General features: G+C 60.6%; 21 protein-coding genes. 5 read left to right on the forward strand and 16 right to left on the reverse strand.

What is annotated here, in order from left to right; all coding sequences use genetic code 11:
* Positions 1 to 66 precede the first annotated feature (66 nt).
* Together FY528_RS05175 and FY528_RS05180 are read right to left on the reverse strand one after the other, a co-directional pair.
* A complete protein-coding gene (locus FY528_RS05175; RefSeq protein ID WP_149069921.1) occupies positions 67 to 1,515 on the reverse strand; it encodes a type II CBASS E2 protein in 1,449 nt (482 codons plus the stop codon).
* 21 nt (positions 1,516 to 1,536) lie between these two features.
* Complete coding sequence (locus FY528_RS05180; protein ID WP_149069922.1) at positions 1,537 to 2,628, reverse strand: CBASS cGAMP-activated phospholipase; 1,092 nt, start codon at positions 2,626 to 2,628, stop codon at positions 1,537 to 1,539.
* Between the two features lie 182 nt (positions 2,629 to 2,810).
* Between FY528_RS05180 and FY528_RS05185 the strand changes: the two genes are divergently transcribed.
* Complete coding sequence (locus FY528_RS05185; RefSeq protein WP_149069923.1) at positions 2,811 to 3,179, forward strand: helix-turn-helix domain-containing protein; 369 nt, start codon at positions 2,811 to 2,813, stop codon at positions 3,177 to 3,179.
* 243 nt (positions 3,180 to 3,422) lie between these two features.
* Entirely contained in the window at positions 3,423 to 3,785 is a 363-nt protein-coding gene (locus FY528_RS21790) for an ImmA/IrrE family metallo-endopeptidase (RefSeq protein WP_373281603.1), read from the forward strand.
* Positions 3,786 to 3,958: 173 nt separating this feature from the next.
* On the opposite strand, the gene FY528_RS05195 is transcribed toward FY528_RS21790, so the two are convergent.
* From FY528_RS05195 to FY528_RS05260, 14 genes are all read right to left on the reverse strand, one after another.
* Positions 3,959 to 5,011: a tyrosine-type recombinase/integrase gene (locus tag FY528_RS05195; protein WP_262383912.1), complete on the reverse strand. Its 1,053-nt coding sequence runs from the start codon at positions 5,009 to 5,011 to the stop codon at positions 3,959 to 3,961.
* 48 nt (positions 5,012 to 5,059) lie between these two features.
* The gene (locus FY528_RS05200) at positions 5,060 to 5,359 is read right to left on the reverse strand and encodes a hypothetical protein (RefSeq protein ID WP_149069925.1); all 300 of its coding nucleotides are present in this window, start codon (positions 5,357 to 5,359) and stop codon (positions 5,060 to 5,062) included.
* A 1-nt stretch (position 5,360) separates the two neighbouring features.
* Positions 5,361 to 5,903 (reverse strand): hypothetical protein, encoded by a 543-nt coding sequence (locus FY528_RS05205; RefSeq protein WP_149069926.1) that lies wholly within the window; start codon positions 5,901 to 5,903, stop codon positions 5,361 to 5,363.
* 408 nt (positions 5,904 to 6,311) lie between these two features.
* Positions 6,312 to 6,695 (reverse strand): hypothetical protein, encoded by a 384-nt coding sequence (locus FY528_RS05210; RefSeq protein WP_149069927.1) that lies wholly within the window; start codon positions 6,693 to 6,695, stop codon positions 6,312 to 6,314.
* Positions 6,696 to 6,711: 16 nt separating this feature from the next.
* A complete protein-coding gene (locus FY528_RS05215; RefSeq protein ID WP_149069928.1) occupies positions 6,712 to 7,251 on the reverse strand; it encodes a hypothetical protein in 540 nt (179 codons plus the stop codon).
* A gap of 6 nt (positions 7,252 to 7,257) precedes the next feature.
* Positions 7,258 to 8,145 (reverse strand): hypothetical protein, encoded by an 888-nt coding sequence (locus tag FY528_RS05220; RefSeq protein WP_149069929.1) that lies wholly within the window; start codon positions 8,143 to 8,145, stop codon positions 7,258 to 7,260.
* A 31-nt stretch (positions 8,146 to 8,176) separates the two neighbouring features.
* A complete protein-coding gene (gene traM, locus FY528_RS05225) occupies positions 8,177 to 9,577 on the reverse strand; it encodes a conjugative transposon protein TraM (protein ID WP_149069930.1) in 1,401 nt (466 codons plus the stop codon).
* 20 nt (positions 9,578 to 9,597) lie between these two features.
* Positions 9,598 to 10,488 carry a DUF4138 domain-containing protein gene (locus tag FY528_RS05230; protein WP_187632017.1) on the reverse strand — a complete coding sequence of 297 codons (891 nt, stop codon included), beginning with the start codon at positions 10,486 to 10,488 and terminating at the stop codon, positions 9,598 to 9,600.
* Positions 10,489 to 10,509: 21 nt separating this feature from the next.
* Entirely contained in the window at positions 10,510 to 11,259 is a 750-nt protein-coding gene (locus FY528_RS05235; RefSeq protein WP_149069932.1) for a conjugal transfer protein TraK, read from the reverse strand.
* Between the two features lie 115 nt (positions 11,260 to 11,374).
* The gene (locus FY528_RS21180; RefSeq protein ID WP_187632018.1) at positions 11,375 to 12,502 is read right to left on the reverse strand and encodes a hypothetical protein; all 1,128 of its coding nucleotides are present in this window, start codon (positions 12,500 to 12,502) and stop codon (positions 11,375 to 11,377) included.
* Positions 12,499 to 15,120: a VirB4 family type IV secretion system protein gene (locus FY528_RS05245; RefSeq protein WP_149069933.1), complete on the reverse strand. Its 2,622-nt coding sequence runs from the start codon at positions 15,118 to 15,120 to the stop codon at positions 12,499 to 12,501. The genes FY528_RS21180 and FY528_RS05245 overlap by 4 nt, the downstream gene beginning before the upstream one ends.
* Positions 15,089 to 15,415: a hypothetical protein gene (locus FY528_RS05250; protein ID WP_139255340.1), complete on the reverse strand. Its 327-nt coding sequence runs from the start codon at positions 15,413 to 15,415 to the stop codon at positions 15,089 to 15,091. Before FY528_RS05250 ends, FY528_RS05245 begins: the two co-directional genes overlap by 32 nt.
* Before the next feature lie 19 nt (positions 15,416 to 15,434).
* A complete protein-coding gene (locus tag FY528_RS05255) occupies positions 15,435 to 15,815 on the reverse strand; it encodes a hypothetical protein (protein ID WP_149069934.1) in 381 nt (126 codons plus the stop codon).
* 306 nt (positions 15,816 to 16,121) lie between these two features.
* The gene (locus FY528_RS05260; protein ID WP_149069935.1) at positions 16,122 to 16,886 is read right to left on the reverse strand and encodes a hypothetical protein; all 765 of its coding nucleotides are present in this window, start codon (positions 16,884 to 16,886) and stop codon (positions 16,122 to 16,124) included.
* Between the two features lie 256 nt (positions 16,887 to 17,142).
* Here FY528_RS05260 and FY528_RS05265 point away from each other — a divergent pair, with 256 nt between their 5' ends.
* The 3 genes from FY528_RS05265 to FY528_RS05275 all read left to right on the forward strand — a co-directional run bounded on the left by FY528_RS05265 (position 17,143) and on the right by FY528_RS05275 (position 21,781).
* Positions 17,143 to 17,553 carry a hypothetical protein gene (locus FY528_RS05265; protein ID WP_149069936.1) on the forward strand — a complete coding sequence of 137 codons (411 nt, stop codon included), beginning with the start codon at positions 17,143 to 17,145 and terminating at the stop codon, positions 17,551 to 17,553.
* A 104-nt stretch (positions 17,554 to 17,657) separates the two neighbouring features.
* The gene (locus FY528_RS05270; RefSeq protein WP_149069937.1) at positions 17,658 to 20,255 is read left to right on the forward strand and encodes a toprim domain-containing protein; all 2,598 of its coding nucleotides are present in this window, start codon (positions 17,658 to 17,660) and stop codon (positions 20,253 to 20,255) included.
* 464 nt (positions 20,256 to 20,719) lie between these two features.
* Positions 20,720 to 21,781, forward strand: a complete 1,062-nt coding sequence (locus FY528_RS05275) for an IS110 family transposase (RefSeq protein WP_149069872.1) — start codon at positions 20,720 to 20,722, stop codon at positions 21,779 to 21,781.
* Positions 21,782 to 21,803 lie beyond the last annotated feature (22 nt).

Raw genomic sequence — 21,803 nt, forward strand, 5'->3', positions numbered from 1 at the left:
AAATGAATGATTAAAAAAGGGAAAAGGTGAATTTGTTGAAGGTGAAAAAAGAGGTTTCAGGCGCGTTTAATTAGCCGTGGGAGGGAAGTCCACGGCCGCGCCCTCCCACCGCCCGGTGATTTGGTATAGCTCGTAGAACACCAGCCATTCGGCCAGCCACGGAATGGTTTTATCGTGCAGATGGTGCTTGTCCGACCAGTTCAAATCGCCAGGGTAGTACAGGCACAGGCTGTTGTCGGCCGGGTAGAAGTGCGTGTGAGCGTGGTTGCGGTACTCAACGCCAGGATTCAGCACGAATACTTTGGGCGGCCGGCCGGGGGTACAGTCGATTTTGATTTGGTAAGTACCCTCCCCACCGGGCGAGGCCACGTCGCCGCGGCAGCACAGGGCATTCCGCTGCAGCTGGCACCGAAAGGCCGGGTAATGGCGTTCCACCAACTGCTTTTCGCGGTGGAACACGGCAAACCAGTCTTTGCCCTGCCGCGCCAGCGGGTGAAAGCGCTGGCCGCCGTAGAAGCGGTGGGCCTGATTGGGCACCCCGCCGTATTCCCGGGCGGCAATGCCTACGGCGGCAGTCGTCGCGGCCCGGCCACTATTGATGAGCCCAGCAGAAGCGCGGAGCTTGGCCTCCTTAGCATCCACGTCCTCATCCAAGCCATCGGGAAAGCGCGAGCCTAGGTGATGCCGCCAAAGCTTGCTCGCGCTCAGCTGGTTCTTCTCGTCGTCAATGGCCTCGTCGGCATCATCAATGAACTCGTCGAGCGCGTCAAAGAAATTCCGCTTCAACTCCTCGGAATACTTGCTTAGCAGGTTGTCCTGGGGCGTGGTGGGCATGGTGCATTTCCACTCGCGCTGCATATCGCTCCGAATGGCTTTGAGCAAGGCACGCAGCGCGCAGTCGTCGCGGTCATTGGCTACGAAGTTGCGCTCAGCCAGTACCGTCATGCACAAGCCGCTGGGCATCTTGTGCGCGCACCAGTCGCACCACGATTTCAGATATTTCACCAGCCGCACCAGCTGTCCGTTGGTGTCGCGCTGCTTCCGAAACCAGGTAATGAATTCCTTCGGGTCACTGTCTTCCCAGCCCTCGTTCTTAACGGCCAGGTGCGGGTGGTCTTCGCCCGCAACCATGTAATAAACCGGCAAGTCGATGTGGTAATCGGCTTTGTAGGTAACGCGGATGCACTTTTTGCGCCATTGCGCGGGCTCGCTGGTGTGGTCTTTCACCGCGTCGTACACCCAGCGCTGCAGGGTGGTAGCCGTCACATCGGGCTCGCAGAGGAAGTACACCCCGTCGTCCAGGTCGCAGGTGTCGTCGTGGATGCGAATCACCGTCCCCAGCTTTTGGGAGCCCTGCGTGAAGAACTTCGGCTTGTAAGCCGGGTGGTGCTCCTTGAAGTAATCGGTAATTTTACGGCGCAGCTCTTTTTTGGAGGTGCTAAGCTTGGTTTTCTTCGTGCTGAGCACGTTCAGGTTCTGGTTGAAGTCCAGGAACAGTTTGTTGCAGTTGGCCATAAAAAGGTGTTCGGTGATGAATTAAGCGGCTATGGGAGCGAGGGAGCGAAGCGGGAGGCAGGGCGTGAAGGCCGGCGCGGGCGCGGTGCAGAAATCGTTGATGATTTTCCGGCCCCGGTCCTTGAAATGGTTGCTGGCCCGCTCCTGCAAATCAGCGAGCTTAGCCGGGTCCGTCGTGTCCAAATCGATGTACTCCTGCTTGTTCAGGAAGTCGAACTGAACCCGCTCGTACAGAAAAGCCTGTGGCGACTCGCGGCCCACGCCCTGGCTGAGCACCTTGCACACGTTATCGGTATAGTCGGCTTGGGCATGTAACAGCATATCCAGAATGCGCTTTTTATTGACCCAGTAGAACAAGCCCCAGTTTTTTTGCTCGGGGCGTTCGGCAAACCGCTTATTGCCCGTGCCGATGGACAGCAGCCGGATGTCAGCCCACGGAATGGCAAGCGCTCCGTGGGCCTCCGTGAGGCCGATGAGGGCCGGGTTGTTGGCGAAAATGCCACCGTCCACGTTATGGCTGATGGTTACTTCCTCCTGCGTGACATCGGCCTGATAGCGCGGGCTGTAGGGGTCGAAGTAGGTGGGCGCGGCGGCCGTGGACATGCCCACCTGGTAAGCCGGCATTTGATAGTCGCGCGTGTATTCGCCGTGATGGCAGGTTTTGTACACGCTCACCTTGCCCGATACCGCGTTAAAAACCGGAATGCACACCCGGGTCCGGGCGTGGCCTAGCCGCGTATTGCCATCCGGCGAGTAAGGAGCAAATTTTTCCTTGAGCAGCGCCTCCAGCTTCTTATTGGAGTACCGGGCCGTGCCCAACCAGGATACCAGGCTGCGGCCCGCGCCAAAAATGTCTTTGGCGTGGTGCGAATACAAGTGCACCAGTTCCCGTGCGGGCATTCCCAAGGCCAGGGCCAAGGCAATGATGCCTCCCGTAGAGGTGCCGCAGATTAAGTCGAAATGCTGGTACAGCGAAGTGTGCTTATTGCCATCGCGCTGCAATTGCGCTTCGAAATCGGCCAGGAAGCGGGCAGTATATAGCCCCCGAATCCCGCCCCCGTCAAGGGAAAGAATGCGAAAGGGGCGGCGAATAGTAGGCGAAGTAGGGTTCATGCGTAAGCGTCAGGGTTTAGTTTTGCAGAAAAAGCAGTTCGGCTATTCAGCGCCAGGCTGCGTATATTTAAGCAGTGGCTGTCCATTGAGAGACACGACTGTTTCATGAACGAAACACCCTCAATTATTGTTCCATTGGTGAAACAAATGTTTACCTTGCGCAACAATGTCACCCATTCCTCATGAGCGTACAACTTGACACTGACAAACTTGCCGCAATGGTGAAATCCAAGCGTGCAAGCCGTGGGCTGCGAGCGGTAGCCCACGAAATAGGCGACGTCAGCGCCTCCACCCTTTCCCGCATCGAGCAGGGCTCCGTCCCCGATGTCAACACTTTTCTGCTCTTGTGCAACTGGCTGAACGTGCCCACGGACACGTTTACCATAGCGGACGAAAACGCAGCGGTAACTGAATCAGCTACTGCTGGCAGCGATAAAATTGTGGCGCACCTACGAGCCGACCGCATTTTGCCGAAGGCCACCGCGCAAGCACTGATAGAAATGATTCAGCTTGCCTATCGGCAAGTGAGCAAGGAGGCCATCGGACACTAGTAAAACAGCGTTCCAGTGGTTGCTAAGCCTAAACTTCCCCACGGTTTCCCGGCAAAAGCCGAGCGAAAAGCGGAATCCCTGCGCGCCGAGCTGGGACTAAAGCCTCATGACCCATTGTGTGCTTTTCGTTTGTGCGAGCACCTCAACATTCACGTAGTGGTGGCCGAGCAAATGGTAGGGCTTTCCCAAAGTAGCGCGTCGGCATTGTGCAACCCGGATGGGAAGCACTGGTCGGCACTTACGATGCCTTACCACCCTTCTCAGAAGGCATCCCACCTGATTATTCACAACAGTGCCCACTCGCCGGCGCGCCAGCAAAGCAACATCATGCATGAGGTAGGGCACATTTTATGTGGCCATCAATTGTCCGCCTTTGACATAAGTAACGGGTTGCCAGACTACATGCGGCACTGCCCGGTAGAACAGGAGTTGGAAGCTGACTGCGTGGGCTGGACTTTGCTTTTGCCGCGCCCCGCCCTGTTAACGGCTTTGACAAATGGCTGGAGCCATGCTGACATCATGCAGCATTATAGCGTCAGCGCCGACATGGTCCGTCTTCGGGTAAATAGAACTGGCGTTATGCGTCAATTGGCGTACAAGCGCTAATTGCCTGCAGAAGTGCACTGTCAGTATAACGAAGTTAAGGCGCTTTAAGCATGGCCCGTGACAGAAGCGGCAACATACATTGACAATAAGCGTCTTCATTTATACTGGCTTTCGTGTATTGAGTGCCATCATGCACCATCTCCAACATACTGGATACCGCTCAGTTTTTAGCCTCATAGGCCCAAGCTCTGGGCAGCATTGTAAGATACCACGTTGTTGAGTTGCGTGTAGCGCTCAATCATGGCATCCGTTTTCTGCTTGGTTTGGTTCTTAATGGCCTTGTGGGACTGCCCATTGAGCACGGCTACCGTCACAAAGGACACGCGCAACGAGTGGGCGGAGTAAGCCGGGCCAAGGCGCTTTTGTACCAGTTTATTGATGGAAATGTCCGAGAGCCGCTTGTCCGAGGGAGCGGCCATCTGCCCCGGAGTCGCCCGCGGAATCTTCACGAACAGCGGCCCCGTGGTCCGGCCCAGCAGGTTGAGCCAAGCGCGCAGGCAGCGCACGGGACAGTAATCCGCGTTAGGAGCGTAGAAAATGGCTTTGTCCTCGACCGCCCCGTACTGGTTGGTCTTGCTTTTGGCCAGGTGCACCAGCAGGGCCCGCTCCGTAAATTCCAGCTGCTCGATATTGAGGTCCACCAGCTCGGAGCGCCGGAAAGCCCCCGCGAAGCCGACCAGTAGCAGCGCCCGGTCCCGCAGGCCCGCTGTCGTTTCCAGGTCGATGCTACGAATGGCTTGTTTCAACTCCTCGACGGTAAAAGCCAGCGCCTGGTCCTGCCGCTTGCCCAGGGTGCGAGCAATGCCTTCCATGACGATGTTGAGCGCATCCACCGTCGCCGGCATTGGGTGGCCACTGAGCTGATGCGCCTTGCGGATGGCGGCCAGGTGCCGCCGGATGGTGGCCAGCGCGTGGGGCCCGGTGAGGGGTTGTTGCCCTTTCTTTTTCTCCCTACTGCCCCCAGCATCCGGAATCGGCTTCTCGGAGGCTAGGTAGGCCACGTATTCCGTCAGGGTGGTGACGTCGGCCGGCACGGCCGTAAAGCCGTGCAGCGCGCAGAATTCAGCGTAGCTCTTCAGATCTGACTTGTAGGCCCGCTCCGTGTTGGCAGCCCCTTTCAGGCCCGTTTCCAGGAAGCCAGTCACTTTGGAGGAAGCCCGCGCCAAGTTGGCAGCGACTACTGAGCCCGTCTTTACGGCCGGCACGTTGCGTAAGGGTTTACTCATGGTTTGAGGTGAAGGACAAAGTTGAGCAGCGGATGGACAAGTCCAACCTTATAAAGTTGTATCGTCCATGAAGTTCACCCAGCGCAAGTAATCCGTTTTGCTAAGCTGATGGGCCATGTAGTCGTGGACCGAGTGGCCCCGCTGGGTGAGGATGAAGTCCTGAAAAGAGGGGGAGCCGCCCGCCCACCAGGCGGCCATCCCCCGCCGCAATAGCAGTACCCGGATAGCTGAGGGGTGACTATCGACCCACCTGATATATTCTTCCGGAGTAGGCTTATAAGCGCAGGCTTGCTGCAAGTAGGCCAGCGCCTGCGTTGTTGCCCGTTCAATAAATTCCAGCTGACTCATCTTACTTAACAGTCCATTGGTAGCCGCGCCGGTAAGCCCAGAGCACCAGGTTGGGCGCAATGTCTTCCGTGAAGCGGTAGCGGGAATACGTGTAGAGGGCGAACAGCCCCGGCACCACCCACACCAAAACCGGGTGAGCGGCTTTGACGGTGTGCACGATGAACAGGTGTAACAGCAGCGACGGGACGACGCAGGCCACCAGCAAACATAGCGTGAACGGCAGTAGCCAGTGCTGAGTGCCACGCAGGCGCAGGCCGATAGCCACTCCTTTAAGTAGGTAGAGCAGCGCGTAGAAGCCGTAAGCCAGCACCCCGATGCTCAATAGTCGAGCATACCCAAAGCCCGGCCCGAGAAAATCCAGGTTCGTAGTCAGCACCAAAGCCAGCACCAGGAACGGAGCCAGCACCAGCGTTTCGACTATCAGCCGAAAGCCCAGGCCGAGTACCACGGATAAACCGTTACCGATGGCTTTGCCATTCTGATAGGACTGCCGAATATTGGGCGCATTGCGGCCGGCTTGGTAACCATCTTCATAGTCTGACATGCTACTGGGAATTGCAGGTGATAGTCGCATAATGATGAATGCTTTTACCCGTAATATCTGCCTTTAGTTAAGCTAAAAAAACAAGTTATGATAAGTAAGGATTATCATAACTTGTTTCCAAATGTACGGCAAATAAAAATACCCGACCAGAGATCGGCCGGGTATCCATTAGCTACTGACAATATCTCTCCGGACTGTTTGTGGCGACAGAATAGAGTTGAAAGCAATTGGGTAGGCTGAGCGTGAGGTACCGCGCAGTCGGTGCCAATAAGGAAACAGCGCGGGTAGCGCCGGTTGGTGGCCACGCGGCCGAGCAGCTACAACCATAACCACACCGGCAGCGCCGGCCGACAGCCCGGTGAACGGGAGCAGGCGCAAGGTGAGGCTCTTCGGCATCAACAAAGAAAGCTATTCACCGATGACGTACACCGGCACGGCCTGCGCGTCGATGCCCCGGCCGGTTTCCTTCTTGACCTCTTTGCCATCCAGCAGGATGGAGCAGGTGATTTCCGAGGCTGCCGTGCCGCCGTCGATGCTGGCCAGGATGGTCAGGTTGTCGCCCTGCTTCATGGTGCGCTTAAACTTGTAGTTTGCTGGCAGGGGCGTGTTGCTGAGCGTCGTGCTGCCGCCGCTTTCGTTGGTGTAGCTCAGGTAGTCCGATACCGGGGCATTGGAGGTAACCCTGTACTCTACCTGATACTCTTTTGGTCTCGAGGGCGTCGCATCGTTGTCTTTCGAGCAGCTGGTGGCCAGGGCCGCGCAACTCAGCAGTAGATAGGTAAGTTGTTTCATAAGTCAGAAAGGGTGTTTAGCGGAAGTGATACCGCAGGCCGGCACTCGCGTTGCCGGGCCATTGGTCGATGAGAGGGTTGTTGAACAGGTAGCCTTTCGTGCCGGTAGCCACGAAGGAAAGGCGGTTGCCGAGGAAGAAATCAACTTCGGCCCCGGCTTGCGGGCCGTAGGTGAAGCGCTGCGGCTCGCTGGCATCGGCAGCCGACTCGCCCGTACGGTTCTCGTTGGTGCGCTCGTAGCCGGCCCCCGCCCCGATGAGTAGATGCACGTAGGCAAACTCCCCAAGGCGAAACAGTTGCGGGGCGAGGAACAGCCGGCCCTGGTAGGTCGAGTATTCACCCTGGGTGTGGAGGTTGCCGGCATCCCGCAGACCACTGGCTCGCAGGGCCAGCTTGTTGGTGAGCATGGACGTGTAGCTCAACTCGTAGTAGTCGCCCTTTTCGGAGCGCCCGAGGTGGGCACCCCAGCTGGAAATGTGTTTAACGTGGCGTTGAGCCAGGGCCGGCGATGTGCCGGCCCCAGCCAGTGCAAGCGCCACAAACAGGAGCTTTTTCATGCGGGTTTAGCGACGGGGACGGGCGCGGTCCATTTTGATGAGTGACTGTTGAACCAACACGTCGGCGTAGACCAGCTCCGCCGCCTGGCGCGAGGGACCCGGCTGCGAGGATTCAGCCAATAGCCGGTCCGCTTCCTGCCGTAGCTGCATGGCCTTTATCATGTTGTCGTTCGAGGAGTTAAGGGCGGCCATCCGCTCGCCTTCCGTCATGGCGTAGCGGCCCGGGTTCTTCAGCGTGGCATTCATTTCAATGCTCTGCTGGGTCATCTCGTCGGCAATCTTGTAGTAGCCGAAGGCGGTGGCAATCTTCTTCTTCTGCATCATTTCCTCGTAGGCGAAGGTCGAAACGGCGGCCTCTTCGCGCTTGGCCTGATACTGGGAGGAACTCATGCGGTTATTGCCGGCCGTGGCCCCCGCGCCGAAGCGGGAAAACACGTCATACACGGTGTTTAGGTCCTGCTGCGGGTTGTTGAGCTGCAGGGCCTGCCGCAGGCGTTCAGCTTTCTGAAACACGGGCATGTACTGGTTGCTCTGGCCCCGGCCCGACATGGACAGCGCCCGCGCAAACAGCTCCTGGGGGTTGGAGAGGCGCAAATCCTGGATGCTTTGCACCTTCCGTAAGTCGGCCTGCACCTGCCGCTGCAGCTGCAGCGTCTGGTCGGTAATGTCTTTCACCTGACCCGTAATATCCTTGGTGACGCCGGCAATCTGCCGGGCATCTTTTACTACCTGGTAGTTCTTGACGGTTTCGGTCCACTGGGCCAGCCGTTTGGCGAAGTCGCCAATGTGAATGCCCATGTGCAGCGGGTCATTTACCACGGCTTGCGCGGAGGCCTCCTTGGTGGAGAAAACCAGCGTAGCGGCCAGCAAAGCGGGCAAAAGGAGCTTTTTCATAGTCGTAAGCTTTTAGGTGAACGGAAAGGAATCAACGGCCACTCGCGGCTTCCGGCCCCAGCTGGCCGGCCGCCGCCGTGGTAATCAGGATGGGATAGCCATCGGGGAGCAGCACGTCGCGCAGCTTGGTGCGCGTCTTGGGTCGGGAGAGCACCGTTGCCGCGACGCGGCCCCCGACGCCCACCACCGAGTTAGCGGCCGAGGCCGAGCGGTCGATGGCCGTACTGAGTTCCTGCGTGGTCTGCTGCTGCAGGTCGCTGCCAGCCATGGAGGCATCTTTGGCAATGCGCTTGATCGGGTCAATCATGATGCCGGGCATGTAGTTGAAGTCGTAGATGTCGGCGTCGACCCGCGTGGGCCCGAGGCGGTTGACTTCCAGCGTCACGTTGTTATTGCCCACCGTGGCCACGGCCGCGAAGACCATGTTCTTAGGGAAGGTCACGCCGCTGACTACGGCATCTTCCAGCAGGCGCAGAATGACCACCGAACCGGTGCGGACCTTCTGCTCCCCGTTGATGACGCATTTAAAAAACACGTCGGGGGTGAGTTGCTGTTGCTGCTGGTAGTTGCCCTGCGCCATCATGCGCGAGGAGTTGCCCACCTTGACGGTATTGAAGCCATCCATGCCGGGGGCATTCATCCGGGTGGCCAGTAGCTGCGCGGTCTGGTTGGGGTCCCGGTAGCGTTTGCCCGTCATGCGCTCGTAGGCCGCGCGGGTTTCGGGCGGGGAGCTGGCCAGCATCGCCAACACGTCCGGGTCGGTTTCAAACGGGGTACCGTCCGCGTCCCGCGCCGGCACCAGGCTGCGGGCCGCCGAAGAAGAGCGCCGCCGGCTACCGCCGCTGCCGGCCGTGATACGGCGACGGGGCACCACCAGCGTTTCCGAGCGGTAAGAGCCAGTACTCGGGTCCTGAATAGTTGTTTCGATAGTATCCACGTCGGCCGCGGCCACGCGGGCGGCTTCTGCCCGACGGGCCGCCGCCTGCGCGAAAGCCTGGGCGCGCCGCCGCCGGCGCAGTGCCTGCCCGGTCGTATCGACGGCAAACACATCGACCACATCTTCATCGGTCGGGGTAGCCGGGGCCGATTTGGCGTCCATTTCGGCGCGGCGCTGGGCCTCGATTTGGGCCGAAGGCGAGGCGACGGGCGCAGCCGGCGAGGTTTCGGGCGAGGCAATTTCCGGCTCAATGTTGGCCGAGGCCGCCGCTACCGGCTCCTTTTCCTGTTGGGCGGCTTCCTTCGCGGACTTCAGCCACAGCAGCAGGCCCCCGACTATGAGCACCAGCAGCAGGCCGGCAAAGGCCATCCAGTTGGTGCGCAGGATTTCGGTGGGCGTGCGTTTCTCGACCACGGCCGCGGGCCGCTGCTCCGGCTCATTATCGTGGTTCGGAGGTCGAACGGCCGGCTGATTTTGGGAGGTGATGGGTTCCATAGGGATAGGGGCCGGCGGCCTTAAATGGTGGAGGCGCGGTTAATCACCCGCGAGGGGACCGGCAGCACCAGCACCCGCGCCCCGTTGAGTTCGCGCAGGGTTACTTCCAGGTAGCCGCGTTCCGTGGCCGCGTACAGGGGAATGGCATAGGTCAGGTAACCGGTGGTGCGGCCGGTAATAATCTGATTGGCCAGCCCGCCCGAGGGAGCCAGCGGCCGGCGCGCTTCGTTCTTTTTGCGGGCCAGGAACTTCTTCTGGGCGTTTTCCACCAACTGGAAGTCGGTGAAATCAACGTTGTAGTCGATGTTGGTCTTGTTGATGACCTTGAAGCGCAGGTAGGTAAAGTCCTTATCGTTGCGCACGTTGGCCAGCGACAACACCAGGTCATTATCCACCACGGCTACTGCCTGATGCTCTTCCTTGGCTTTGCGCAGCTGGCTGAGCTTGCCCTCGACCCGGCTTTTCTTTTCCTCTTCCTTGTCCAGCGCCAGCTCGTTCTCCGGGGCCGAGCCGGCCGCCGTGCCGGTGCCGCTCATACCCAGGGCTCCGTCCTTCTGGAAGTCGTAGAGCTGCAGCACCGGCCGGTTGACAAACACGAGACGCCCCATCCAATACTTCGAGCCGTAGCGAATAAGCATGGGCGTAGGCGGCGCATTCTTGCGTTTGGCGCGCACGAACACGGCATTGGCTTCGATTTTGACTAGGTAGTTGTTGGCCATGCCCACATCGACGAGCGACACGGGGCCACCGAACACGAGGTAGGTAGTGGAGCTGTCCGAAACGGCCACGTCCAGCAGGGTTTCATTGGCCACCACTGAGGAAGGCGGGCGCTGCGGGCGGGCGGTTTGGGCCGAGGCCCCGGCAGCGGAAAAAAGCAGGGCCAGCAGGGCCGGCAGAATATAGGTAGGCATCGTTGACATCAGGTTTAGGGGTTAGCGAGGAGCCGAGCCAGCCGGCGCGGGAGTGGCAGCACCCGGCGCCGGGGCTTCCTCGGGGGCCGGCACTAGGCCACTTTGCGCTTCCTGCAGGCGACGTTGCCGGTCGGCTTCCTGCGCCTGGAGCAGCTCCGTTTCTGCCCGCGTCAGCGTGGGCGTGTAGGGGATGTAGTCAAAGTTGGTAATCAGCAGCCCGTAGGGGTTCTGGTCCGAGCGGTTGGTTTCTTCCAGGTTGAACTTGGCGGCCAGCGGCAAGGGCTCCTTTTGCTGGCCGCCGATGAAAATGCGCTGCTTGATGTAGACCTGACCGGCCCAGGGGCGCTTGCTCATGTCCACGAGCACACTATCCACCGTCACGACGTTGCGGGCGGCGTACCGCTCGTAGTTCTGCAGCACCTGGCCGCGGGTGAAGCCCTCGTAAATCCGGCGGCCCCCACGGCCCTCAATCAGCGGCAGCGCCGCATCCAGGTTGGCCTTATAAGTGTATTGGTCGTGGCCGAACATGGTTTGCATGAACTGGCGCACCAGGTTGCGGGCCTCGTAGGCGGTGTGGGCATCCGTGCCGGCCGAAAGGGCCGCCACCGAGCCGGTTTGCGAGACGACGTACACGCGCTTACCGCTGTTCTCGTAGGCCCGGTACACCAGGAAGCCCGAGGCCAGGGCGACCAGCAGCAGGGCTAAAACACTCCCCAGCGCCAGGTTGCGCATGGTGGAGAAGGAAGTACTCAAATCTTTGGCGGAATCCATCGTATAACTGGTTAGAAAGTCAGGCTGGAAGGTTGAAAGCAGGTTATTTTGGGCATTTTCTTCCCTGCCGCCCCCTTTAGGTGAACAGTAGAAAATACCCTCTCGGGAGGGAGGCTTAGGTGGTCCAGAGGCCCGAGGACCGTTGCCGGTAGGAAGGGTTCAGGGCGTCCGACATGGTGATGGACGGCAGGCCCGAGGACGCGGAGTTACTGGCTTCACCGCCACCGCCGCTGCCACCACTGGGGCTACCTGCGCTGCCGCTACCACTGCCGCCACTGTTGCCGCTGCCGCCCGCGTTGCCCATTGCCCGGCCCACGGCCGAGGCCAGACCGCCGCCGCCGGGAGCCGCCACCCCGGCCACTGTCGTAGCCGCGCCCACGGCCATCCCGGCCATCTGGCCGGCGAAGCCCTGCACGGCCGAGGAGCCGATGAACAGGGATGTGAGGTAGGGCACGATGAGGTACAGCATCACGAAGGCCACCGACATGAGCATGAACTTGGTGTCATCGACCGATTGGGCGGGCCCGCCGCTGGCCAGGATGCCGCCCGCGACCCGCTGGGTATCGGCAAAAAAGCCGTACATGGTATCCAGCAGCACGAACGTGAGCCCCCACATTTGTACGGCGATGAAGTTCTGCAGCCACTTCATGGCCAGCTGACCGAAGGCCGGAATGACGGAAAGCGTCATGGCGATAGGCCCGGAAACGTAGAGGAAGCCCAGGATGAACTGTTGCAGGAACGTCATTATTTCCCGAACGATAAGCACGGTGGTCGCCGTGAAAAGCCGCGTCATAAGGCCCGAGAAGGTGAAGGAGTTGAGCGTGTCGGAGATGCTGCTAATCATAGCGGCGGCCCCTGATACAATGTCGCCCATGCCGATATTGTCATTGCTGGCCGCGGCTGCCACCGCCGGCGGCGTGGTCAGGGCGCTGAGGGCTTCGGCCGCGGACTGATCGGTGGAGAACAGAGCCGTAAAGGCCGCTATGCCGGTACCCAGCGTATCAATCAGGCTCTGGTAAAAAAAGAGCAGGAAGAATATCCAGGTAGCCTTGATAATCGGGCCCCAGTCCATGGCCAGGCCGCTACCGCTGATAAAGCCGCGCCCGATGGTATAGAGCAGGGCGATGCCCATCAGCGAGGGCGTCAGAAACCGGCAGGCCGTGAGCACAATGGCCAAGGTCTGGTCACAGGCGCGCAGAAACCCCGGGTCGATGCCGTAGGCCACCATTAGAAAGATGCTCATCTTTTCCCCCCGAGCTTACGGCTCTGCTTATCTTCGACGAACTGGTCCACGGCGTAGTCGAGGCGCTGCACTTTCACGTCCTCGTACTGTATCTCCCCATCGGAGCCGACCACGAGCTGGCCGGCCTTGTCTACTTTGGGGCGGCGGTTGGTCTGCTGGTAGAACTTCACCAGCTTATTGAGGTGGTTGCGCTCCACCGGCTTGGACGTCAGGATGGCATCGAGCTGGGGCGAGGCCTCCAGGGCAAATACCTTCCCTTTGGCCCCCTGCTTAATGAAGAACTCGCGCAGGGCATCGGTTGAGCGCACCGACTTAATCAGGTCCATCTCGTGGCCCGTCAGACCGAGTGGCGCCTGCAGCTGGGCCAGCGAGTCCGGGTTGATGTGGCGCAGGATGATTTTGGTAGCCGAGTTGTTGATGATGGCCGGCCCAATCTTGCTGCTGGTAATCTCGGTGATGCCCTGGGTGATGATGGTCACCGAGCCGTTGGTTTTGCGGATGGTGCGGTACATGGATTCGATAAACTCGGAAAGCACCCCGCTGAGCATCGTCCAGGCCTCATCCAGGGCGATGTACTTCACGTCATCCGGGAACTTGCGGAACAGGTCCAGACTCAGCTCGGTGATGAGCATGGCCACCACCGGATACAGGTCGGGGTCGGCCTGCACTTTGGCCAGGTCGAAGCAGATGAGCCGGTACTCGCTCAAATCCACGTCGCGCTGGGCGTTGAGCACCCGCTCGTAGCGCCCGCCGCTGATGTACTGACCCAGCACCAGGAAAAACTGGTGCATGTCGATGTACTTCATGTTTTTCTGGTACTGCCGGCGCGCCCCGTCCAGCGGGTCCGCTTCCTGCCCTTCGCCGGGCACCGACACCGGCTTTTGCATGTCGGCGTCGTAGCGCTCTACGAAGCGGTAGAAGCTCTCCATGCCGGGAAACTCTTCATCCTTCTGCCCTAGCTTGTCGTGCTCGTTGAGATACACGTAGTATTCAATCAGAAACCGGCTGAGGATGGTGCGCTCCGACTTATCCAGGCCCGTATCCTTGCCCCCTTTCCAGAGGGCGGCAAGCAGGGCCAGATGGAAGTTGGTTTTCTCATCGTTGTAGAGCCACTTGTTTCCGTTGGCTCTGTCCCGTGGCACGATGAAGGGGTTGAACTCGATGGGCCGTTGCGGGTCGTATTCGAAGTAGGTGTTGTCGAAATCCTCCCCGTTCAGCGACTGCAGCACGTTGCGGTAGGTGCCGCCCACGTCCATGATGATTTGCCGCGCCCCCTTCTCGTAGCGCTGCACAATCAGGTTGCCGAAAGTGTAGCTCTTGCCCGAGCCGGAAGGCCCGATAACCATGGCGTTCTGATTGTCTAGCGCCGTGTTGAACAGGTTCACCTGTACCAGATTGCGGAAGCGGTCCGTGAGGTACTCCCCTATTGGGTCGGTTTTGTAGGTAGCGGTCCAGTGCATGTAGCAGGCCCCCCGGTCGGCGGTGGTGGTCAGCCAGCGGTCGGGTACCTGGTTGGCGTTGCCCGGCAGCAGGCCGAAGAATACCGGCAGGGCCAGGTAGCTTTCCACGACGCTTTCCGTGCCGAACATATAGCGGAAGGCGGCCGTGGCCCGCTCGACGTTTTCCCGCCGGCTGGTATCGTTGGTATCCCACAGCATAACTGAGAGGTGCAGGCCCACAATCTGCTTGTTTTCGGCCCGGACCTCGGCGGTAAATTCCTCGACTTCGGCCGCCCGTAGGTGGTTATCCTGGGTGGCCAGGAAGGAGAGCGAGGCATTCAGCTTGCGGTCGGTATCCAGGCTGTTTAGCTCCGCACGGGTATCCTGAATCATCAGGGCCTGCGTGAGGACATGCGGACACTGGAGAATATGCGTGAGCGGGTAGAGCATGGGCGCGGTAACGCCGTAGCTGTTTTTGACGGCTGGGTAAGCGTCCGAGCCCTGCCCTACCATCGACAGGACATTAACCTTCTGCTCGCCCACGCTGAACGTGCCCAACTCATTGCCCATCTCGCGTTCCTGCCGGGTGGGCTGGCCGTCGAAATTGAGGTTGAAGTATTGCAGGTACAACTGGTGGATTTCCTCGCTGCTGAGCCGCTCGAAGGTGACGCCGCCCAGGTTCTTGATGCCCTGAATGAATTCGACCGCGCTGCTTTCGGCCACTTCCAGGGTTTGCACCAGCTGCGCAAATGGATTCTTGAGCACGGCCTCGCCGGCGCGGGCCACCAGGGCATTCACGGCGTTGGTCTTGGGCGACTTGACCGCCGCCGGCGCAAACGAGACAAACAGGTAGGACTTCTGGAACAGCACCAGCCGCTCGAAGAAGTGCTTGTTCATCTTGTTTTCAAAATAGGTCTGCTGGGTTTTGTCTTCCCGATAAGGCCGGTCGTAGTAGATGTCGGTTTTCTGCACGATGCTGCCCACCGGCAGCGCCCGCAGCACCCCGACGAGGGCGGCCTGGAAGGCCTCGTAGTCTTCGATGGTCCAGCTTTCCATTTCGGCGGGCTCGACTAGGAAGCCCACGCCGACGCGCCCATCCTTGAACACGATCTTATCGCCCTCGAAGCTATGCACCGGCATCACCGCGCTAAACGCGGTGGTTTTTGGCTTTTTTGTCATGAGCGGGAGTTGGTAAAGGCCCCACGGCCAGGCGGCGGGGCTGAATGAAGGTGAAGGAGAGCCACCCCATCAGAAAGCCGGGCGCTTGCTTGCGGCTCAGGTAGCGCAGGCCCATGATGAGGCCCAGTTCCGCGACGATGACGAGCAGGTAGATAATGCGGGGGATTTTGACCGCCATCCCCAGAAATCCGAGCAGCAGCACGGAACCGATGAACAGGCCAACCATGATGCCCAGGTCCTGAATATTCATGCCCAGGACCTGGGCCGGTCGCTCAATAGACTTGTAGGAGCGCATGTGAGCAGAGGCTGAAGGCTTAGCGTACGCCCCCTTCGCCGCCGCCAACGGCCCCTACCAAGTCGTCCTTGAACAGCTGGAAACCGAACCACAGAATGACCCCGCCGACCAGCCAGCCCAGCGAGCCGAGCGCATCCGGGGCACCCTGCACGAACTTCATAACCACGCGAATCAGGCCGATAATCAGGATGATGGCGAAAATGACCTGCACGATGCCCACGACGGTCTCCTGTACTCCTTCGAGCGCACCCTGAGCGCTGCCGCTCTGGGCAAAAGCCGCCCGGTTAGACAACGCCAGAGCCGACAGCATAGCGTAGGCGCGTTTCTCTGCTTTGGAGGGTTGGTAGGCGTGTCCGGCAACTGCCAATTTCTTGGCCAGGGAAAGGGGGTTGGTGAACATGGGAGAAAGGTGTTGGGAATGGAATGTGAGGGCGCTTATCTCCCCGGAAGCGATGGAAAACGGATCAGGCGCCGCGCAGCAGCGGCTGGCTTATTGGTGCAGGGCTGGCGCACGGCAGCGCCCCGGCCAGACAAGTCCGGCCCGGTGCTTAAAAGCAGCTGGGGGCGGCTGGGGTGGGAACCGGAAGAAGCGGGAACGCCGGAGCGGTGGGTAGCGGGGATGCGTCGGGTAGCATAGCGAGAGGGTAGAAATGAGGATGGGGTAGCGTGCTCATAAGTAGGTCGGGTGCCGGCCGCCGGGGCCGGCTTACTTTCCGGGGTACAGCCCCGTCAGCGCCGCTTTCTGGCTGGCGTTCCTGGCCGCGAGGGCTGCCCGCTTGCGCTTGTTTAGCTCTACTTGCTTGAGTTGGTTGCCGCGGTCGTTGGTGGTCGGAGCGGCCGTCGTAATCGGGTTGTCATAGAGGGATTCCGGCACTGCATCATCTGCCGCCGCTACCGGGGTTGAAGGCGCAGCGTCAGCCCCAGCGGTTGTTTCAGGGGTCGGAGCTGCGGCATCTACTCCCGCAGTGGTCGGGCTTTCCAGCTCATCGATACCCAGCCTGTCAAAAACCGACACGGCCGCCGTACCCAGTGCGTGAACCGAGGAGACTACCCGCGGCGGTGCGTCGGCCGGCGCGGCTTCGGATTCCTGAGTGGCCGGTATCTCTGCTGGCGTAGCGGCCTCATTCTCCGTCGCCGCCGCCGATTCCGTAGCGGCCAGCTCCCGCGCCGTGATTTGGTCGGCCTCAACGCAGTCCGCTTCCGCCTGTAGCTCCTGCTCCTCTTTGGCCCGGAAATCCTCTTCGGGCATCAAGCGCGAGATGGGGTTGTCCGCCGACAAGGGCGGCGCGGCTTCGCCCGGCGCGGGCGTGGGCTTTGGTTCATAGTGAAAGGAGCGCACTGACCGGTGGTTGCTCGTGGCGACCAGTGCTACCGGCTGGCCTTTCCCGCGGCCACTGAAGCGCCACCACACCAGCCCCAGCAGGGCCGCGAAGGGCAGAAGTACCAGCAGGAAGAACAGGGCAGCTTGCATACTGGCCATTCCTTACGCCCTGTGTTCTGATAAAGTTCTGAAATATTTCTAAAGTAATTCTATTAAACTTCTTAAAAATATCTGCGTAAGTTCTTATGATCTGATTTCAGCCTTCATCTCTATATCTTATGATCAATATATTTTGACTTTTGGAGGTATGTGTTTGCAGCGGTTGTCTGCAATTAGTGTCTTTGTGGATTCTTCGCGCTAGATTTTGTCCACTCACACCTGTTGCACTACACCCCCCCCTGTTCACATGCTCTCACCCCTACACGCTTCCGCCCCGCTAGGCTTCCCCGATCTAAAGCTTTCCGTCCCCTATGCCGACGCCATCCGCTACGCCCAGTTTCGTCTATTGATGCTGCCCAAGGGGGAGTTAAAGTCGTTCTGCGAACAGCACGAACTGCCCTATACCAGCATCGTGGGCCTGAAAAACAATTCCCTCAAACGCGAAGAGCCGCGCTTGCTGCAGCGCCTGCTCCGCAGTCTGGCCGTTGATACGGAAGTGATCCGCATCCCCCCCAACACCCAGAATGCTCGCTTTCTGTTTCCCTCGGTTGAAGCCCTGACCACTTTTCAGCAGCAGCTCAAGTGCTTTGACAGTGGTCACCCTCCCCTGCCCGAATCCGGAGTCACCACGGGCGGCGCGGAATCCCCTACCCCGTAACCACGACCGGATAGCCTTCCTGGTAGCCGAGCGGTGCCACGCACCGCTTTTCTTTCCCCGCCCGGAGCTACTGGTCATTTAAGACCTCCAGTAAGCTACCCGCGATGAATGCACCCCGTGAGAACGACCCCAACGAGCTTGACCGGTTCAAGCATGACATTGACCTCGTAGACTACGCCGAGCGGCAGGGATACCAGGTAAAAAAGGAAGGCAAGCGCGGCGACTGGCACCAACTCGAAAAAGATGGGGAGGTGCTCATTGTCACGCGCAAAGATGACCACCAGGTGTACCTCAATACCGGCGACGACCGGGATAGGGGCAGTGTCATTGATTTTGCGAAAACCCGGGGCGGTGATGGCCACGGGTTGAATTTGGGGCAGGTCCGCCAGCAGCTACGCGAGTATCTGAATGACGGGCCTGCCCCAGCTCGTGCCTATGCCCCACCTGCCGACGTGACCCGGCTCAATGCGTTGCCCGTCGGCAACCCCGACCACGAGCGCCAGGCCGAGGAGGACCGCCGGACGCGGCTTATCTCCGAGGTGCTGGGCGTGAAGCGGGAGCTGACCGACCGCACGTATCTGCACGGCCGGGGCATCGAGGACCAGACCATCGACAGCCCGGCCTTTCAGGGCCGCATCTTCACCGCGCAGCAGAACGAGCACAAGAACACGGCCTTCCCCCTTTACAACACCGAGGGGCTGGCCAGCGTCGAGCAAAAGAACGAACACTATAAAAACCTGCTCCCACTACCTAAAAACGGCATTTGGGTATCCCATCCCACCGAGGGCAAAGGCACCCAGGTGGAGCGCATCATCGTCAGCGAATCGGCCATTGATTCGTTGTCCCACCACCAGCTGAAAAGTGGCCAGGACCAGAAAAACACCATCTACATTGCCACCAGCGGCACGCCGACCGAGGCCCAGGTAGCCCTGATTCAGCGGGTGATTGACAAGCAGGAGCCCCGGGAGGTCGTGTTGGCCAACGACCGCGACGCCGGGGGGCGGCAGTTCAACATGAACTACCTGAACGAACTGCACCCGGCCCGGCCGCTGGTGCCCGTGGCCGAGCAGGAAGCCTACAAAGAGCCAACGCGGCCGGTGGAGTGGCACGCCACCAGCGACAAGTACCACACGGGCTTGAAAGTGACCTATCACCACGACTCGGCCGAAGCCGGTGCGCAGCAGGTGCAGCAGCTTAGCGACCGGGTAGGCCAGATGAACGGCACCCAGGAAGCCGGCCCTACCATTGCCCTGGAGGTGCAGCGCAGTTCCGACCGGGAAACGGTACTGCGGTTGTCGGTGGCCAAAGCCGACACCGCGCAGCTGGAGGTGCTGACCCACGAGCTATACCGGCAGCGCGAACAGCTACGCCCGGAGCCGGAGCGCCAGCAGGAGGCGTTTCTGCGGGTAGACTACCCGGTGGCGAAGGACTGGAACCGCGACCTGGAATTAACCCGGCAGGGCCTGAATGCCGAGCAAATCCGCGCCCAGGCCCAGCGCGAGGAGCAGCAGCGCGAAGCGGAGCGGCAACTGCGCCTCGCTGAGCAGCACCGTCAGGAGCAGGAACAGCGTCAGTTGGCGCGCCAGCAGGAGCAGCAGCGCCGCGAGAACACCCCGGAAGCGCAAGAGCAGCGCGAGGCGGACGCCCGCCGATTCAATCAGGCCGTGACGGGCGCGGCCGTCGCCAGTGCCGACGCCACGCCGGAGGCGCGCCCGTTCCGCTCCTACCAGTCCGAGCAGGAAGCCGCCGCGCACACCGCGCAGTTTGTGCACGCCCGCGATGCGGGGTTGGTTTTGCTGAAAGAGTACATCAACGACAACCCCGCCCCCACCGGCCGCAGGGTGGATGAAACCGAGCAGCAGGAGAACCGTGACCGGGCGCGCTACGCCGAACGAAACCTAGCCCCGGCGCTGGCCACCGTGCCGGCCGCTGAGGAGAAAACCGCGACGTGGAAGATTGACGAAGTTGCCCCCAACACCACCGGCCGCGCCGAGGCCTGGAAGCAGGTGCTGGATAACAGTTCGTACAGCTATAAGACGAGCGAAATCCGCAGCACGATTGACGAGCAGGGCATCCGCCGCGCCGAGTTCGATATGACCTATCGTAACGACCAGCCCGATATTGCCATCATCCACGCCATCATTACGAACACCAACGCCCGGGCCGAGGCCGGCCGGGAAGTGTATGCCGGCGTTAGCGTCAGCGAGAGCGAGGCCGACCGCGCAGCGCGGCAGGTAGCCGCCGAGGCAGCCGCCATTCAGCCCCACAACCGCGACCGGAGCATGGACCAGACATCGGCCACACCGGCAGCCGAGGGGTCGCCGGAGCCCCGGGCCGCCGAAGCCGCGCCCGCGCCGCAGGGTGCCGAGAAGCAGGTCATTATCAAGGTTGACGAGGTTGCGCCCGCGCCGGGTGCCCGCGGCCAGGCCGAAGCCGTAAAGGAAGCCGTGGCCGGCAGCGGAGCAAAGACCGGCGACATTCAGAGTACCACCGATGCGCAGGGCATCCGCCACTCGGAGATGAAGGTTTCGTACCGGACCGACCAGCCCGAAATTGCCCGCGTCAGCCAAACTCTCGATGCCGTGGCCAGCCAGCAGGGAAGCAGCGTGATTGAGCACAGCAGCGACCGGGCCGAGCGCCGTGAACTCAGCAAGGGCTACGAAATGACCCAGCCACCGCGCACCCAGGAAATCACCCGGTAGCCGGGCGCTTCGCGCCCGCCCACCGCGCCGGGTTCGGCGTTTTCGTGCCTATTAAGAAAAGCCGACCCGGTTCTCGGGGCGGTTTTTTTGTGCCGACCGTAGGGAGGGGGCGTTCGGTGTCGTTGCCGCAGATTCAGCAGTTGGGCGTGTCCCTTCTGGCCGGGCTATCCAGGGCTGCGGCTTCGCCTCCGGTCCTTCGGACTAAACCCTTCCTATCCCTTGTATGATTGCACCGCCCTATCTTAAGGGGAGCCGAAAAAGGAAACGGGGTCACCGCCTATCCCTAAATGCGGTGCCTCAGCATCGACGTTGCGAGTGAGAATTTGTGCCCCGTTTCCCGTTTTTGCCTGAAGACTGAACAGTATGGAGGGAGCCTGGTGCTACTGGCATCCCGCATTTGTACAAGGATAGTTGCGGTGAAAACCTTGCCGGCTGGTTGCTTTCCACCTTTTTACCCTGTGCCCATGCCCATCGTCGCTTCCCTCACCGCCCCCCTCAAGTATGTCGTAGGCATTGACATCGCCAAAGACACGTTCGTGGCCTGCTTCGGCCTCATCGAGCCCAGCCAGCAGTTGCGCTTCGGGAAAGAAGCCACCTTCGATAACACGTTGGCCGGTTTTGAGGCCCTGCTCGCGTGGGCGGCTCGGCAGCAGGCCACCGCTGCGGCGCTCTGGTTTGTGGTTGAAGCCACCGGCGTGTACTACGAGGCGCTGGCCTATTTTCTCGCCGACAACGAGCAGGCTCTGAGCGTGCTGTTGCCCAATAAAGTCAAGCACTTTGCCCAGAGCACCGAGTTCAAGAGCAAAACCGACCAGCTGGACGCCCGGCTGCTCTGCCGCCTGGGCCTGGAGCGGGCCCTGCCTGCCTGGCAGCCGCCCACGCCCGCCCTGCGCCAGTTGCGGGCCCTGGCCCGCGAGCGGCAGCGCCTGGCCGATCAGGGCGGGCGACTCAAAACCCGCTGCCACGCCTATCAGCACAGCTACCAGCCCGATGAACGCACCCTGCAGCGGCTGGCCGCGCAGCAACAACTCATTGCCCAGCAGTTGAAGGCCGTCGACCAGGACCTCTCGGCACTGCTCGACGCCGAGCCGGAGTTAGCCCGTAAACTGGCTCATCTGACCAGCGTGCCGGGCATCGGCCTGACCACGGCCATTGTGGTCGTGGCGGAAACCACGGGCTTCAGCTTGGTGGAAAACGAGCGCCAGCTCACTTCCTACGCCGGGCTGGATGTCGTGCAGCGCCAGAGCGGCCTCTCAGCCCAGGCCACACGCATCTCCCGACGAGGCAACGTGCGCCTGCGCACGGCCCTATACTTGCCGGCGGTCAGTAGTTTGCGTTACAATCCTCAGCAAAAAGCTTTTTACGCCCGCTTACGGGCCCGCCAGCCCAGTGGCAAGCCCGGCGTAATTGCCGTCATGCGCAAGCTCTTGTTGCTGTGCTATTCGCTCTGGAAAAACGACCGGCCCTACGACCCGCTATTTCACCCGGCCCAACTAGCGGAAAAAGAAGTAGCCCCAGCCACGTGATGGGCCGAGGCTACACAGGATG

Origin of the sequence: Hymenobacter lutimineralis, from assembly GCF_008271285.1 — a bacterium.
Lineage (GTDB): Bacteria > Bacteroidota > Bacteroidia > Cytophagales > Hymenobacteraceae > Hymenobacter > Hymenobacter lutimineralis.